This is a genomic window from Aquimarina sp. AU474 (genome assembly GCF_900312815.1).
GTDB lineage: Bacteria > Bacteroidota > Bacteroidia > Flavobacteriales > Flavobacteriaceae > Aquimarina.
This window is the reverse complement of record NZ_OMPE01000007.1, coordinates 177,552-195,418: the sequence shown is the minus strand read 5'-3', so window position 1 is coordinate 195,418 and position 17,867 is coordinate 177,552. Positions and strand designations below refer to the sequence as shown.

The window sequence follows — 17,867 nt, the reverse complement described above, 5'->3', positions numbered from 1 at the left end:
GAGCTAAAAAAATAACGATTACTATGCAAGATAAGCTAGCAAGCATTTTGTTTTCTACACGATTAATGGCAATTTTATTTATTGTATTTGCAACATCTATGGCAGTGGGGACTTTCTTAGAAGATGCCTATGGTACTACCGCAGCTAGAATTTGGATATATAATACCTGGTGGTTTGAGGCCATAATGGTTTTTTTTGCTATAAATTTTTGTGGAAATATTGTTCGATATCGATTATACAAAAAAGATAAATGGGCAACATTATTATTGCACTTATCATTTATTTTAATCATTGTGGGTGCTTTTGTAACCCGATATATCAGTTATGAAGGAGTAATGCCTATAAGAGAGGGAGAAACTACTTCATCATTTCTTTCAGAAAAGACATATTTAACTGTTTTTTTGGATGGGGAAATTGATGGAGAACCTCGTCGCCGTATTGTTTCAGAATTTTTAGAATTGGCAGAAGCTGCTGATAATACCTTTGATATTCAAACAGATTATAATAAACAACCTGTTACAATTGAATACAAACAGTTTATTCAAGGAGCAGAAATGGGATTGGTTGAATCAGATGATGGAGAACGTTATCTTAAAATTGTTGAAGCTGGTGATGGTGATCGCCATGATCATTTTCTTGAAGAAGGAGAAGTATCCAATATCCATAATGTTCTAGTAGCTTTTAATAAGCCGACAAAAGGAGCTATTAATATTACATATGAAAATGATGAATATTTTATAGAATCTCCATTTGAAGGTTCTTTTATGAGAATGGCTGATCAAAAACAAGGATTGGTTTTTAAAGATAGTGTGCAACCATTAATGTTACGATCTTTATATCAAACAGCTGGAATGCAATTCGTAATCCCTGATCCTGTCATCAAAGGTAAATATGATGTAACTCCTATAGAAATAAAAGAGAAAGGGCAACAAGATGCGTTAATTTTTAATGTTACAACCAAGGGTGAGACCAAAGAAGTTAAGTTACTAGGAGGTAAGGGATATAGTAATGATATGGCCAAAGTTTCTTTAGGCGGCTTGGACATGTATTTTAATTATGGTTCTAAGCAATTAGAATTGCCTTTTTCTCTCAAACTAAATGATTTTATTGCCGAAAAGTACCCAGGTACTCAAAATGTATATAAATCATTTATGAGTAAAGTAGATGTTGTTGAAGATAATAACTCACGTCCGTATGATATTTATATGAATCATGTCTTGGATCATAAAGGGTATCGATTTTTTCAGGCCTCATTTGATCCAGATGAACAAGGAACCGTATTATCTGTAAATCATGATCGATGGGGTACTTGGATTACCTATGCAGGATATATGTTATTGTATTTGGGATTAATGTTAATTCTTTTTACTAAAGGCTCACGTTTTAAAGATCTAGAACAAATGTTGAGTAAGGTAAAAAATAAAAAGAAAGAACTTGTTACTATAGCCTTATTGGGGATCTCTACGTTATCTTTTGGGCAAAATGTTCCTGGTCATAATGATCATTTGCAAACATTACCTACCAAAGCACAACTTGACTCTGTTATTAAAAGTAATGTAGTACCCAAAGAACATGCGGCAAATTTTGGAAGTATCGTTATTCAGGACGAACGAGGACGAATGAAGCCAGTGAATACATTTTCTTCAGAGTTACTTCGTAAACTTAGTAAAAGAGATACATACGAGGGATTAAGTGCAGATCAAGTTTTTGTATCCATGGTCGAAAATCCGTTTATATGGTACAGCGTTCCGTTAATTGAAATTCAAAGAGAGAATGATAGTATTCGTAAAATTTTAGGAGTTCCTAAAACTGAAAGAAGAGTATCACTTATAGATTTAGTAGAACCTGATGGAACTTATAAATTAACTCCATATTTAGAACGTGCAAGTAGTACAAATACACCAAGTAGCTTCGAGAAAGACTTTCTAAAAACACATGAAAAGTTTTATTTACTTAATCAAGCATTAGGAGGAGGGATTCTAAGAATTTTCCCAGTTCGTGGTGATGAGGGCAACAAATGGGTATCTGTACCAGAATTAAATGAGTTTAAATTTACAGGGATGGATTCTGTGTATACAAGACAGATTATTCCTATTTACAGGCAATCTTTACAAGAAGCTCGAAAAACAGGAGATTATAGTAAGCCCAATCAATACGTAGAAAGTATCAAAAGTTTTCAGAAAAAATTTGGAAGCGAAGTTTTACCATCAGACAGTAAAATTAAAGCAGAAATGGCTTTGAACAAATATGATGTCTTTAGAACCCTATATAGGTATTACATGATGGTAGGCTTATTCTTGATGGTATTCGTGATATTTAGAATATTTAAAGAATCTAAAGTAATCAGAGCTTTGATTAACGGTACTATTGGTCTTGTAATATTACTTTTTATTTTACACACAGCGGGATTGGTTATTCGTTGGTATGTATCGGGTCATGCACCTTGGAGTGATGCATATGAATCTATGATATATGTTGCATGGATGACATTGGCGATTGGACTAGCTTTTGGAAAAAGAAGTAATTTAACGATTGCTGCCACTACTTTTGTAGCTGCTATCATATTGTTTTTTGCTCATGAAAACTGGACTGATCCAGCTATTGCTAATTTACAACCAGTGTTAGATTCATATTGGGTACTCATTCACGTTTCAATTATTGTGGGTAGCTATGGACCATTTTTTGTAGGGGCTATTTTGGGTATACTAGCATTATTACTTACAATTCTTACTACAAGTTCTAATAAGAAAAGAATGGATCTCAATATTAAAGAGATTACTATTATTAATGAAATGGCGCTTACCATAGGGTTAGTAATGCTTACTATAGGTAATTTCTTAGGAGGTATGTGGGCAAATGAGAGTTGGGGACGTTATTGGGGCTGGGATCCTAAAGAAACTTGGGCTCTTGTAAGTATCATGGTATATGCATTTGTAATTCATATGCGATTGGTACCAGGCTTACGTAGTAGATGGTGGTTTAATTTGGCGTCTATTATTGCAATATATAGCGTGTTAATGACATATTTTGGTGTAAATTTCTACTTAAAAGGGTTACATTCATATGCAAGCGGTGATAAAGTTATCACACCTAATTTTGTATATTATTCTGTTGTTATTATTGCCATTCTTGGAGCACTTTCTTACTGGAGAAATAAAGTACACTATAAGAAAAAAAAGGAAATTACTTCTTAATACATAATTATTTGTCAGAACAAAATGATTACACTCTATTAACAGTTCATTGTTAATTAGAGGTATATAAAGCTGTACAATAAGTTTTGAAACTTATGACGGATTAATAACGTCTTTTTTTATCCAAAATACGTCACGAATTTATTTTTACTAGGCCCTAAATTTGCATCGCTTATTTAGACCAAATAAAAATAATATGCTACTCGATACAGAAACCGCCATATTGGTTGATTTAAAAACCGATAATTTTTTTGACCCCAAATCACAAAAAACATATGAAACATATATTCAAAAAGCCGTAGAATATGTATCTGGTTTTTTAACCAATAAAGATTTCTACAGTGGAGAAACACCTTCTAATTTACGATTAAAAGAAACACTTTTAAAAGCTGATCCAGATATTAATTTATCTATAGAAGAGGCTCTTACCCAAATCAAAGAGCTATATCTTGATCATACGATAGCTTTTCATCATAAGAATTATGTAGCTCATTTAAACTGTCCAGTTTTGCTTCCTGCTATTGTAGGGGATATGATAGCCTCGTCTGTTAATACTGCAATAGAGACTTGGGATCAAAGTACCTCGGCAACATTGATAGAACAAGAAATGATTCGATGGGTTTGTTCAAAAATGAGTTTACCCAACACCTCGGATGGTGTGTTTACAAGTGGTGGTACACAATCCAATTTCATGGCATTACTAATGGCTCGGGATGATTATGCTTTTAAGCATTATGGACTTAACATTAAAGAAAATGGTTGGTCTGATGTTGTATCAAAATTTCGAATATTTTGTTCCGAAAAGGCACATTTTAGCATTAAGAAAAACGCTGCACTTTTGGGTATGGGGTACAATTCTGTAATCCCCGTAGAGACAGATGATCGCATGAAAATGAAACCAGATGCATTGGTACAAGCTGTTGAAAAAGAAAAACAATTAGGTAATATTCCTATTGCTATCATAGCGACGGCGGGGACTACTGATTTTGGAAGCTTTGATCCAATTGATACTATAGCCAAAATTACCAATGAATATAACCTTTGGTTTCATGTAGATGGGGCTTATGGAGGAGGTTATATACTAACAGAAACTCATAAAAATCAATTGAGCGGTATCGAGCATGCCGATTCTATTACTATAGATTTTCATAAAACAATGTTTCAGCCTGTATGCTCGAGTGCCTTTTTGATAAGAGATACTAAATATTTTAAATATGTTTCTTACTACGCAGATTATCTTAATCCTTTAGAACATAGAAATGATGAATGCCCTAATCTTATCGAAAAATCTATCCAAACCACTAGAAGATTCGATGCCTTAAAGCTTTGGTTTACATTAAAAATGACTGGAGCCAAAACCATAGGATCTTTCCTCGAAAAAGTACATTATTTGACATTAGACCTATATCAACATATTAAAGATGATCACTATTTTGAAATTGCTCATAAACCAGAATTGAGCACTTTGGTATTTCGATATATTTCACAAGGAATAGATAATGACTCTATTCACGACACCATTAATCTACATATTAAAAATACATTATTCAAATCTGGCCAAGCTTCTATAGCTAGTACAAAATTAAAAGGAAAAGTGTATTTGAAATTTACATTATTAAACCCCAAAAGTACAATTGATGATCTATTGAATATTATTCAAATGATCAAGACAACAGGACAAAATTATACATTTAATAACTAACAAAATTATGCTAAAAAACGAAGAAAAAATATTCGATTTTATAGGTGTAGGAGTGGGGCCATTTAATTTAGGATTGGCGTGTTTAACAGATCCTATAACCGAATTGGATGGCATTTTTTTAGACAAAAAAGAAAAATTTAATTGGCACCCAGGAATGTTATTACAGGATACCACATTACAAATCCCTTTCATGGCGGATCTTGTAACCCTAGCAGATCCAACAAGTCCATTTAGTTTTCTTAATTATATAAAAGAACAAGGGCGCATTTACTCATTTTATATACGCGAAAACTTCTTACTCCTTAGAAACGAGTATAACCAATATTGTCAATGGGCGATTCGGAAACTATCGAACATTTACTTTGAAACTGAGGTCACCCAAGTGACCTATAGTAATAAGGATAAATACTATACAGTCTTATCAAAATGTACCAGAACTCAAGACACTACGATCTACAGAACCAGAAAATTAATATTGGGTACGGGAACACAACCGTACATCCCGAATTGTTGTCAAAATCTGAAAGGAAAAACGATTCATTCTTCTTCCTACTTAACGCACAAAAAAAATCTACAATCCAAGAAGAAAATTACTGTTCTAGGAAGTGGTCAAAGTGCAGCAGAAATTTTTTACGATCTTCTGCAAGATATTGATCAATTAGGTTATGAACTTAACTGGATTACACGTTCGCCAAGGTTTTTTCCTTTAGAATATTCGAAGCTCACTTTAGAAATGACTTCACCAGAGTATGTAAATTATTTCTATAATCTTACTGCAGAAAAAAGGGATCATTTAATCAAAGATCAGAAACATCTTTATAAAGGTATAAATCAGGACTTAATAGCCAATATTTATGATTTAATATATACCAAAAAACTCACTAATAACGTGAGTATTAATCTCAGGACAAATTCAGAATTAGTAAAGGCCACGTATGATGATGTTTTGGATAGTTTTTATCTAGAACTTCATCAACATGAGCAAGATAAATATTACCAACACCATACAGATGGATTAATATTATCCACTGGTTATACATATCATGAACCTGAGTTTATAAGTGGTATCAGAGATCGCATTCGATGGGATGATAAAAGAAGATATAAGGTGCATCGTAATTATGCTATTGATAATGAAGGTATGGATATTTTTGTTCAAAATGCCGAATTACACACACATGGATTTGTAACTCCGGATTTGGGCATGGCATGTTATAGAAATTCTTATATCATTAAGGAGTTAACGGGTACAGATTATTATCCAATTGAAAAACAAATTGCTTTTCAGCAATTTGAGGTGACTGAAGAAGAGGAGATTAAGAAGGAAACACCTGTTGTATGAAGAATTTTCTAATCATAATGACACTGGTGGCGGTAGTAAGTGATTATTTGCTACATCCATTTTACCCACAGTTTTTCGAAGCTCGATTTGGAGTTACAGATCCCGAATGGGTTGGGTATTATTTTGCAGCAATTTGCTTTATGGTGATGATTGCTTTTCCATTTTGGGCTTATGTTTCTAAAAAAATAGCAGAACTCAATATCTTGGTGTATACGCAATGTATTGCGGGTATTTTGGCACTCTATTGTTATTGGACTACATCATATATTAATTTCTGGATCATTTCTCTTGTAATGGTACTGTTTAAAGGAAGTTACTTATTAGTTTACCCATATATTCTAAAAATCATAACTAAAAAAGAACATCCAGATACTATTGGGTTATTATCAGTAGTGGTTCATCTTGGTGGAATTTTGGGAGCGGTAATTGGAGGTTTAACCGTGGATTTGATCGATGCCAGTTATATCTTTTTGATTATGGCACTGGGTGATTTTATACAAATGGCAATGAGTGGTTATTTGCTTAAAAGTAAGAAATATGATACTTCAATAACCAAGGAAATCAAAGATAAAGTAGTGGTAAATAATAAAATGATCCCAAAAGGATTCATCCTAAAAATAGGAATTACTACACTACTGTTATATGCAAGTGCATTTATTACTCGACCATTTTTTTCTTCTTATTGGGAATACATATCGGTTTATGAAAGTAAACTTGTTTCGGGAGCTGTATATGCGTTACCAGGTTTTGTTGCATTGTTGGTGCTTTGGTGGGATTTTAAAAGAAAAGAGACAAAATTGAAAGGCATTGCTATCCCATTATGTATTGGGGTAATAGGTTTACTAGGACAAGGAATTTCGATACCAGTTGTGGTTGCTATAAGTAGAGTTATATATGGATGGGCAGTTTTTAGAGCGATTGTTCGTTTTGACATATTGCTTTTTGAATTTAGTACTCCAGAGACCTATGCAACAGACTATAGTAAAGTCCATTTTTTTCAAAATTTTGGAGTATTGATTTCTTCATTATTAGTTGGGGTTCTTGTAGATCAATATGGATTAAAAATTCCTTTCACATTCGCATGTATAGGCTTTGCGGTCACTTTAGGACTGTATATCATACTATTCAAAATAAATTTTAAAAAACCTGTTTTAAAACCACATAAAATATGAACCCCATAACCAAAACGAAAATACTGTTTTCTAAGAGTTATGAAAACTTTGGAGAAATACAGATACGCGCTTTTGATCTTAAGAATGACCATAAAACAATACATAGTTGGGTTAATAAACCATATGCCCGATACTGGGGAATGCAAGAATTTACTGTAGAACAGGTCGAACAGGAATATAGAAAGATAGAGAATAATGAGCATCACCACGTATGTATGGGAACCTTGAACCATGTTCCTATTTTTTTGATAGAATATTATGACCCAAATCAAGATAGTATTGCTGATCACTACAAGGTTCTAACGGGAGATGTTGGGATGCATATTTTGGTAGCTCCAGTAGAGAAAAAAGTTTCAAAATTTACATGGAAAGTGTTCGCAACTACAATGGATTTTTTATTTAAAAACCCAGAAGTGAAAAGAATTGTTGTAGAACCTGATGTTGCCAATGAAAAAATTCACGTACTCAATACCAAAGCAGGTTTTGTATATCAAAAAGAAATTCAATTATCACATAAAAAAGCACATTTAGCGATTTGCACACGTAAGGATTATGAGGATGCAATTCAAAATCAAAATTCACATTAAAAATATTACTGCCTAATGAATACTTCAGATACATTAATGTTATCAGATCAAATTTCGCATTTAACTCCAAAAGTTTGGTCATTGGTAAATAGAAATTTAATCAAAAAAGCTATTGCCGAATTTTCTCATGAGTTATTATTAGAGCTTGAGTTATTAGAGCATAAGGAGAATTGGAAAACCTATAAGTTATTTACAGATATTCCTGAAATTTTCTATTTTTTTAACGCAAAACAAGGTGCTTTAAATCATTTACATATTGATTCTTCTTCGATATTAAAAATGAAGGATAATAAAGAGATAGAACTTGATGCTCTTGATTTTATATTAGAGCTTAAGAATACGCTTGGAATTCATGATGATATGTTACCTACGTATATGGAAGAAATAACCAGTACGTTGCACGGTGCTGCTTACAAGTATGTTAATCAAACATATACTGCAAATGAATTAGTAGAAGCTAGTTTTCAGGATGTAGAAAGGTCAATGACTGAAGGTCACCCATGTTTTGTGGCCAACAATGGTCGCAATGGTTTTAATATAAGGCAGTACCATGATTTTGCTCCAGAGACTCATATGACACTTTCACTGATCTGGATAGCTGGGCACAGGACTAAAACAGACTATCATAGTGTACCAGCGTATAATTATGATGAATTAATGAGAAACGAACTTGGAAAAGATGCTCTTGGGATGTTTACTCAAAAATTAATTGATCTTGGCCTTCATCCAGATGATTATATCTTCATTCCAGTGCATCCTTGGCAATGGGATACTAAGATTAGTACCATTTTTGCTCAAGACATTGCACAACAGAACATCGTTTTTTTAGGAAAAACTGCCGATAAGTACGCTGCACAACAATCCATTAGAACTTTATTTAATAGAACACATCCTGAGAAATTATATGTAAAAACTGCCTTATCTATACTTAATATGGGATTTATGAGAGGATTATCTCCTTATTATATGCAGAGCACACCAGTAATTACAGATTGGATTTCAAATCTCCTACAGCAAGATGATCTTTTAACCGAAACTGGGTTTACCATGCTCGGAGAAATAGCAACGGTTGGTTATAGAAATCGATATTATGAAACCTTGGGAAAAACAAAGGCTCATAATAAAATGTTATCGGCACTATGGAGAGAAAGCCCATTTTCTAAAATTACGAGTAATCAAACTTTAATGACTATGGCCGCATTTCTGCATTTGGATAATGATCAAAATTCACTTGTAGTTGAACTAATAAAGGCTTCTTCGGTATCTGTAGAGATTTGGTTAGAACGTTATCTACATGCGTATTTAACACCACTTTTGCATTGCTTGTTTCAATATGAATTAGTGTATATGCCTCATGGAGAAAATTTAATCATGGTATTAGAAAATAATATCCCAGTAAAGGCAATTATGAAAGATATTACCGAAGAGATTGCGGTTTTCGATGAAACAATGGAGTTGCCAGATGAGGCAAAAAGATTATATGTCGAAGTTAATGATGAAATAAAAGCACTAGCAATTTTCACTGATGTTTTTGATTGTTTCTTTAGATTCTTGTCGGATATCCTCGTCACACAAGGCGGTTATTCTGAAGCCATATTTTGGAAACAAGTTGCACGATGTATTACAACCTATCAGCAATCAAAACCTGAGCTTTTGGATAAATTTAAGCGAATAGATCTTTTTGCTCCAGAATTCAAAAGATGCTGTCTTAACCGATTACAATTAATGAATACAAAACATATGCTCAACCTAGCAGATCCTGTAGAAAGTCTGCAATTCAAAGGAACCATAAAAAACCCCATTGCTCAGTATAAAAACGAAATAGAAAATGAAAAATCAGATACATCCTATGCAACCACAAAATAGAATACGTGCTATAGATTTGGCGAGGGGAATAAGTGTATTAATGGTAATTATCGTACATACTTTATGGATTTATGGAGATACCGCTACACAATCAGAAACCTGGTTGGGAAAAGCTATCCACTTAATAGGAAAAGGAACACCGATGTTTTTAATTGCGATGGGAGTATCATTTACATTATCGCGAAATCAAAGTATTGTACTTTCTATCAAAAGAGCTTTCTACATTCTAGGTATTGGCTATCTTATGAATTTTCTAAAGTTTGTACTTCCGGCATTGATAGGTACTGTTCCCGATAGTTTTATTGAAGCTTATGGTTGGACGGCACCAGCTACATTAGACAATATGATCTATATGCTAGGAACTGGTGATATTCTTCAATTAGCAGGAGTTTCTTTGTTATTTATGGGAGTCATTAATAAATTCTCAAAAAATAAATATGTCCCTCTTATAATAGCATTTTTCGTAGCTATTGTAACTAAAGAAATTAGTGGCCTTAGGTTAGGAATAGGGGGAGCAGATTATATTCTTGACCTGATGTGGGGGGCAAAGTGGAATGTGTATTTCGCAGTATTCCCTTGGTTTTCATTTATTCTTATTGGGATGTTCTTTGGGATGTGGTATAAAGAGAAAAGAAATAGCACAAGACATTTATTTAATAAAATGGGTATAGCAGGAATCATCCTCATGCTTGTTGGTGGCGGGCTGTGTTATTATAATTTTGAATATCATTTTGGAGATTATTTTCATTTAGGACCAGGAGGAGTATTTTATTTGGCAGGGTTCAACCTGATAATAATGTGGTTAACAAATATACTCGTGACACGAGTAAAAGAAAATATTGTTTTCGAATTCTTTTATTATTGCAGTAAACGAGTAACAACAATCTACTTGATCCAATGGGTATTAATCTGTTGGGGGATGGGTGTCTTAGGATACCAACAATTTGAGGTTAATGGTGTACTCTGGCTAATTTCTTTTTATATCCTTTTAACGTTAATAGTTCAAAAGCTTGTATTAGACAGGTTGTTTCTTTCAAAAAATAAACATGTTAGTCTTGCCAAAAAGCAAGTGGCAATCCAAAAAACATAATATGATGAGACAATTTGATTGTGTTTCGATACATTATTTTAAAGAAAAAGAGCTCTTGCTTTGGAAAATAAAAGATACCGGAATGCCCAACTTTTGTTTACAAGGTCTTCAGGAGTTTCGAGAATTTTGTGATTGGGTAAAAGTTTATTTTTCTCATCCTGATAGACCTTTAAAGTTTATCGTTTCGGGGTCAGAACATCAAGGGATTTATAACATGGGAGGAGATTTACCTTTTTTCCTTGATTGTATTACTTCTGGCAATATTGAAAAACTAAAAATGTATGCCCATCTTTGTATTGATGCTATTTATAATATTTATTCCTCATTTAGTTTACCAGTGATTACAATAGCATTGGTAGAAGGAAACGCTTATGGCGGCGGTTTTGAATGTGCTTTAGCTCACGATTTTATTATAGCCGAAGAACATGCGCAATTTTGTTTGCCCGAGAATAAATTTAATTTATTTCCTGGTATGGGAGCTCATAGTTTACTAACCAGAAAAATTAGCAATGTAAATGCTGATATTCTGATTAGAAGTAATAAAATCTATAAGGCGAGATATTTACAATCTTTAGGGCTAATAGAGAATATAGTCGAAAAACAAAAAACAATACTCTCTTTACATCAGTTTATTCGTAATACAACGGATCGATTCAATTTTGAATACCATCATATTCAATGTAAAAAAAAGGTAAACCCGTTATTAAAAAAAGAACTGTTAGAAATAACAAACCTCTGGGTAGGGGCTTGTATGAAAACTAAACCATTTGACTTACGTAAAATGGAAATTTTAGCAAAAGCACAGTTTAGAAAGACAAAAACCATCGTATAATGAAATTTTAAGAGGCATTACTGTTTCTATACCCCTTAGGAGTCATACCTTCAATTTTTTTAAAGGCAGCAGTAAAGTGGGTAGCATTTTTATACCCAACAAGTTCGGAGATTTCGTAAATAGGCTTATTGCTATGAAGTAAAAGTTGTTTTGCTTTATCCATACGAAGTTCAATGGCGTATTCGAAAATTGTTTTATCAAATATTCTTTTAAACTCTTTTTTTAGGACAAAATCATTTAATCCAATTTGCTTAGATAACTGTTGTATAGAGTACTGTATAGAAAGATCCGAAGCAATTAGATGCTGTACCTGATAAAGTTTTTTGACTAGATTATCTACTTGAGCTGTTTTCTTGGGTTTAACGGCCGTTACTGTTTCGAGTTGCAAGGCAATGAGTTCTAATATTTTGGATTCTAGAAATAACCTTTTTAATAGACCTTTACGCCTGTCTGATAATATCTCGGCAAGTATTTCTTGTTTTTTAGAACACAATGGGTGTAAAAAACTATTTTGAAACTTTAATAAAGAATATCTGTTTAAAATATCAAATTCTTCGTTAAGCCTGTGTCTTTGTATAAATTCAAAACTCATTCTAATTTTTATCTCCTTAAGTCTTTTTCTTTTGTAATATGAGATGGATCCGTGGATGTTTTTTAAATGCACCAAATAACATTCTTGACTTTCATAAACAAGGTCGTCGTTTACTCCATCAATTTTGATGATTAGTTCTCCTTCAATTAAGAAAGAGAGTTCCAAAAAACTATCTGGTAAATGCCCATCTATAACTAAATCTTTTTTTAAAAGCACATCACAGATACTAATATAAAGACCATCAAAACGATGAGATGTAAGATGACCAATACCATATTCGTCTATAAATTTAAAATTTTTAGAGACGATGCCACATTGTTCCTGAGTCGTAACTAACTGTGAAATTGAATATAATGTACATAAGTTCTGCTTGTCTTTAACCGACGTATTTTCACGTCTTTTTTTATCCATAATGCGTCATTTTTCTCTTTCTCTAGACACTAATTTTGCACTTTAAATTTATTTAGACCAAATATAAATAACAATTATCTGGTCGCTAAATTAATCAAAAAATAATTATAGTCAGTGGTTATTTTAAAACAAAAATGTAGCATACTTTTTTTGCTTTTTATCACTTTATGGTGTAATGGGCAAGAACTAATTCAAGGGGTAGTCCTTGATCAAAATTCTAACCCCATACCTGGGGCATCTATTAGAATAATAGAATTAGAAAACGTAGGAACCACTAGTGGTTTTAATGGTGAATTCGAGATTTCTTTACCCAAGGGGTTGTATACTTTAGAAACCAGTTTTATTGGTTTTAAAAAGAATTTTTATACCATAGAAGTAACAGGAACAACTACATCATTAAAGATTATTCTTCAAGAAAATATTGAAGCTCTTAGTGATGTTATCGTAAAGGGAAAAACAGAGGCCAAAAAAATAAAAGAAAAAGCCTTTGAGGTAGAAGTTATTCAAACCAAAGGTTTAAAAAATGCCAGTGTAGATATAAATGCTATTCTAACTACGATACCCGGTGTAAATGTTAGACAAAGAGGAGGTTTGGGATCGGCATTTGATTTTTCGCTCAATGGTTTATCGGGTAAACAAATTAAATTTTTTGTTGATGGAATTTCATTAGAAAATTATGGAAGTTCTCTATCACTTAACAATTTTCCGGCTACTCTAATTGAAAGAGTAGAGGTGTACAAAGGAGTAGTACCCATTTATCTGGGAGCAGATGCATTGGGGGGAGCTGTGAACATCATTACAAATCGGCGAAAGAATAATTTTTTGGATGTGTCTTATGATGTAGGTTCTTTTAATACCCATAGAGCTACTTTAAACGGTCGTTATTTTTCAAAAAAAGGGTTTGTAATACAGTTGTCTTCATTTTATAACTATTCGGATAATGATTATACAATTGATGATATCGAAGTTAGAGATGAATTAGGTAATGATACAGGAGAAAGAAGGGATAATGTAAGACGATTTCATGACGCTTATGATTCGCAAATGGCACATCTAAAATTTGGTGTAGTTGATAAAGTATTCGCAGACCAACTCTTGATCGGAATCTTAGCATCTGCGAATAAAAATGAAATTCAACACCCAATAGATCCTCAAAACCCTTTCGGGGAAGTTTTTACCAAGAATGATGTGATTTCGGCATCCTTAAATTTTGAAAAAAATAATTTATTTAATGATAGATTGAAATTAAAAATCTATGCATCGATTGCTCAAAATCAAGAGAAAGTAGTAGATACGTCGTCTCGAAAATATGATTGGTTTGGCAATTTTATTGAACGTGGCGATCAAACATTAGGAGAGTTTGAATCTAGCAAGACATTATTCGAGTTCAAGGATAATTTACATCTAATTAATGCATTAGCAAAGTATGAGATTAACAATTTACATGCACTTAGTTTTAATTATACCAAAAACTATATTAAACGAAAAGGAGATGATCCAGCCAGAACAGGGCGTATTGCTTTTCAAGACCCACATATAGTAAATAAAAACATTTTTGGACTATCCTATGATGTCAGTTTAGTCAACTCAAATTGGAATACTTCTGTATTTGTTAAAGGGTATCTTTTAAATTCTGAAGGAATTATCGAGGATCTTTTTACAAATGTCGAAGAGGATAGATTCACAAAATTCGAAAATGAATTTGAAGAATTGGGATATGGTCTAGCGACCACGTATAAGCTTTCAGATGATTTTCAAATCAAAGGTTCGTTCGAAAAAACGTTTAGAATGCCAGAGGGGTACGAAGTGTTCGGAGATGGGTTTTTATTAAAATCTAATCCAGAATTGTTACCCGAAGAGAGTTCTAATGTGAATTTTGGGGCACTTTTTTCTACAAATAAAAATGAACTGAACATACAGTTGGATACCAATATTTTCTTTAGAGAATCCAAAAATTTTATAGCAATAAGATCCGAGGGTATCTTCTCTAGGTATTATAATACAGCTAATGCCAGAAGTACTGGGTTTGAAGGTGAAATTAGAACCCTCTATAAGGGCACATACTTTTTGGATCTTAATGCCACTTACCAAAATATTATCGATCGTAATGCTGGAGAAAACTCAGGAATAGACTTTCTGAAAAATCAGCGTATAGCCAATATTCCCTATTTATTTGGTAATGCGAGAATGGGAGCGAGGTTTAAGAATATACTTTCTGGATCGGATGCATTTAATATGTCGTGGAGCACATACTACGTGCATGATTATCCACTTACTTCATTCGTTGAAGGAAATCCCGAAGATCGGGATATTATCCCAGAACAGTTTTCTCATAATTTACAATTAGGATATTCTTTTGATCAAGGGCATTATAATATTTCTCTATTAGCAAGAAACATCACTGATGCCAAAATCTACGATAATTTCGAAATCCAACAACCAGGTCGGGCTTTTTATATAAAACTTAGATACTACGTATCGAACTAAAAACAATTTCTAATATTTTAAATCATATCAAAAATGAAAACAATACAATTAACCAAAAATATAATACTACTTGTAGTGATGACTATATTCATTATTTCTTGTGGGAGTGATGATGATGGAGTTCCTGTTGATCCAGAGCCAACAGCCGTTTCTAAATATATTGTGGGTTTTGAGGCATTTCCTGTAGGTGATGCGAGTCCTGTAGATTACATTTTAGAGCTTCCGTCAATAGCATCTTTAACGACTGGTGAAATTACAGTAGAAGGGCAAGGAACACCATTAAAAGGGTGGAGGTTTTTTCATAATGTAGAAAACACGGTATTCACAGCGGGATATTCTGATGATGATAAATGTATAGCATACGAGTTAGATGAAAACGGCGAATTGATAGAAAAATCAAATTTTGCTTTTCAATCTACTCTGGATAATTATGCGGCTATAGATGATAAAACGCTTCTTGCGGTAGAATTGACTTATGGAGGCCTTGCAGATAAGAGATTTCATATTGTTAATGCGGAAACAGGTCTATTAGAAAGAGTTGTAGAACATCCTATAGATATTGATATGGGAAGTGGTACGGCCGAAGACCCAGGTTCTATTCCGTGGGTTACGGGGATGGTACTTAGAGAAGGTAAATTATTCGTGTCTTATCATAAATGGTTAGCCGATGGATCTTTTGTTACTCCAGATGTAGATCGTGCCTATGTAGCGGTTTTCACATACCCAGAATTCCAATTAGAGAAAATCATCCAAGATTCGAGAACAAGCCCTATTGGAGTAAACGGACATAGCACGGGTATTGAAAAAACCGAAAACGGAGATATTTACTCTTTCTCTACATCTGCATTAAGTGCAGGGTTTACTGCTGCAACAAAACCTTCTGGTATTTTAAGAATTAAAAATGGTGCAACAGAGTTTGATCCTGATTATTTCTTCAATATTGAGGAAGCTACTAGCGGTGGTAAATTATTTTGGATGGATTATGTGGGTAACGGAAAAGCCATAGCTAGAATTATTGTTGATGATACCAATGGAGCAGGAGAATGGGGAGCCTTTTTTAAGAAAGATGTTTTTAAGATGGTGGTGATAGATTTAGTAAATAAAACTGTAACAGATGTGACAGGGGTTCCAACTCATGGTCATCGCTACACATCACCTATGTTTGTAGAAGATGGTAAAGCCTATTTAAGTAGCTCAACCGCTACCGAAACACATATTTACATCGTAGACCCAGAAACAGCAACTGCTACCAAAGGAGCTAAGGTTCTAGGTTTGGGATTAAAAGGAATTTTCAAAATAACTAACTAACCACTTTACTTGAGTAAGAACACTCCTAGATGTATAATAATACTTCTAAGGGTGTTTCTTTTTATATAACATATCATACATGGCCATGAAGAAGAAGAGAAACACTCGTAAAACGATACTGAAAATTCATAAAATATTAGGTTTAACTACTGGTTTGGTAGTTTTTGTAGTTTCTATAACAGGGTGTTTTTGGGTATTTAAAGAAGAGATAGAGAGTTTTTATAATGACTATAAATATGTAACTCCTAAAGATCAGGAATTTCTTCCTGCATCGACAATAAAACAATTGGCAGAAATGGCTATTCCAAATAGGAGTATCCACGGGGTAATTTATGGACAACCAAATGAAGCTATTGAGGTTGTGTTTTATGAAGCGGAACCAGAACTATTTTACCACAGCGTCTTTTTAAATCCATATACGGGGGATTTTATTAAAAAAACTAATAATGATGTTGGCTTTTTTGGGTTTATATTAAAAGGACATTTACGGTTATGGTTACCAGATGCTATAGGCTCAAGAATTGTATCCTATTCGGTTTTATTATTTCTAATCATATTAATCAGTGGTCTTATTTTATGGTGGCCAAGAAATACAAAAAATTGGCGTCAACGATTAAAATTTGATTGGAACAGTAAAACCCGTTGGAAACGCAAAAATTTTGATCTACATACCGTAGTAGGGTTCTATATCTCTTCGCTTGGATTAGTTTTGGCTTTTACGGGATGCGTTATGGCATTTAACTGGTTTTATTTTATCGCATACAAAGCCACAGGAGGAGATAAAGCACCTCAATTTATCATTCCGGAAAGTGTAAGTGCTGTTCTGGTTGAAAAAGGTCAAAAGCCAGCCTATGATCGACTCATCCCTTTACTTTCAAAAACATATAAAAGTGCCAAGGCTTTTGAGTTACATTATCCCGAAAATGATTCAACCACAGTTCTTGTAGAGGTAAGTAATTCTGAAGGACTATACTATAATATGGATTATCTGTTTTTTGACCAAAATACACTGCAAGAAATTGAAACTACCAGTATTTATGGTAAATACAAGGACGCAAAATTTGCGGATAAAGTGATAAGAATGAATTATGATATTCATATTGGTGCGATTGGAGGTATAGTAGGTAAAATCATTGCTTTTTTAGTGAGTTTAATTTGCGCCTCTTTACCAGTAAGCGGTATTTTACTTTGGTACGGTAGAAAGTATAAAAAAGGATCAAAAAAATAAAAAGAATAAGCTTTAACAAAACAAAAAAGCCATACTATTACTAGTATGGCTTAATG

General features: G+C 33.2%; 12 protein-coding genes. 11 read left to right on the top strand and 1 reads right to left on the bottom strand.

Going from position 1 to position 17,867, the window contains the following annotated elements; genetic code table 11:
• Window positions 1-23 precede the first annotated feature (23 nt).
• The 8 genes from ccsA (at window position 24) to DK508_RS07465 (ending at window position 11,785) form a co-directional block, all read left to right on the top strand.
• Window positions 24-3,194, top strand: coding sequence for a cytochrome c biogenesis protein (gene ccsA, locus DK508_RS07495; RefSeq protein ID WP_109300127.1), 3,171 nt, complete (start codon window positions 24-26; stop codon window positions 3,192-3,194).
• Window positions 3,195-3,390: 196 nt separating this feature from the next.
• The gene (locus tag DK508_RS07490) at window positions 3,391-4,896 is read left to right on the top strand and encodes an aspartate aminotransferase family protein (RefSeq protein ID WP_109300126.1); all 1,506 of its coding nucleotides are present in this window, start codon (window positions 3,391-3,393) and stop codon (window positions 4,894-4,896) included.
• A gap of 7 nt (window positions 4,897-4,903) precedes the next feature.
• Window positions 4,904-6,238, top strand: coding sequence for a lysine N(6)-hydroxylase/L-ornithine N(5)-oxygenase family protein (locus DK508_RS07485; RefSeq protein WP_109300125.1), 1,335 nt, complete (start codon window positions 4,904-4,906; stop codon window positions 6,236-6,238).
• Window positions 6,235-7,410: an MFS transporter gene (locus DK508_RS07480; protein ID WP_235016330.1), complete on the top strand. Its 1,176-nt coding sequence runs from the start codon at window positions 6,235-6,237 to the stop codon at window positions 7,408-7,410. Before DK508_RS07485 ends, DK508_RS07480 begins: the two co-directional genes overlap by 4 nt.
• Complete coding sequence (locus DK508_RS21335; RefSeq protein WP_200831851.1) at window positions 7,407-7,997, top strand: GNAT family N-acetyltransferase; 591 nt, start codon at window positions 7,407-7,409, stop codon at window positions 7,995-7,997. Before DK508_RS07480 ends, DK508_RS21335 begins: the two co-directional genes overlap by 4 nt.
• Window positions 7,998-8,012: 15 nt before the next feature.
• Window positions 8,013-9,863: an IucA/IucC family siderophore biosynthesis protein gene (locus DK508_RS07475; RefSeq protein ID WP_200831850.1), complete on the top strand. Its 1,851-nt coding sequence runs from the start codon at window positions 8,013-8,015 to the stop codon at window positions 9,861-9,863.
• Complete coding sequence (locus DK508_RS07470; RefSeq protein WP_109300123.1) at window positions 9,826-10,953, top strand: heparan-alpha-glucosaminide N-acetyltransferase domain-containing protein; 1,128 nt, start codon at window positions 9,826-9,828, stop codon at window positions 10,951-10,953. The genes DK508_RS07475 and DK508_RS07470 overlap by 38 nt, the downstream gene beginning before the upstream one ends.
• 1 nt (window position 10,954) lies before the next feature.
• Complete coding sequence (locus DK508_RS07465; protein ID WP_235016328.1) at window positions 10,955-11,785, top strand: crotonase/enoyl-CoA hydratase family protein; 831 nt, start codon at window positions 10,955-10,957, stop codon at window positions 11,783-11,785.
• Between the two features lie 7 nt (window positions 11,786-11,792).
• Here the strand turns inward: DK508_RS07465 and DK508_RS07460 are convergent, their stop codons facing one another.
• Entirely contained in the window at window positions 11,793-12,788 is a 996-nt protein-coding gene (locus tag DK508_RS07460) for an AraC family transcriptional regulator (protein ID WP_235016326.1), read from the bottom strand.
• A gap of 150 nt (window positions 12,789-12,938) precedes the next feature.
• Here DK508_RS07460 and DK508_RS07455 point away from each other — a divergent pair, with 150 nt between their 5' ends.
• The 3 genes from DK508_RS07455 (at window position 12,939) to DK508_RS07445 (ending at window position 17,811) form a co-directional block, all read left to right on the top strand.
• Window positions 12,939-15,275 (top strand): TonB-dependent receptor, encoded by a 2,337-nt coding sequence (locus DK508_RS07455; protein WP_160114595.1) that lies wholly within the window; start codon window positions 12,939-12,941, stop codon window positions 15,273-15,275.
• A gap of 33 nt (window positions 15,276-15,308) precedes the next feature.
• Window positions 15,309-16,583, top strand: coding sequence for a DUF4374 domain-containing protein (locus DK508_RS07450; RefSeq protein ID WP_109300120.1), 1,275 nt, complete (start codon window positions 15,309-15,311; stop codon window positions 16,581-16,583).
• Between the two features lie 85 nt (window positions 16,584-16,668).
• Window positions 16,669-17,811: a PepSY domain-containing protein gene (locus tag DK508_RS07445; protein WP_109300572.1), complete on the top strand. Its 1,143-nt coding sequence runs from the start codon at window positions 16,669-16,671 to the stop codon at window positions 17,809-17,811.
• The last annotated feature ends 56 nt before the right edge of the window (window positions 17,812-17,867 follow it).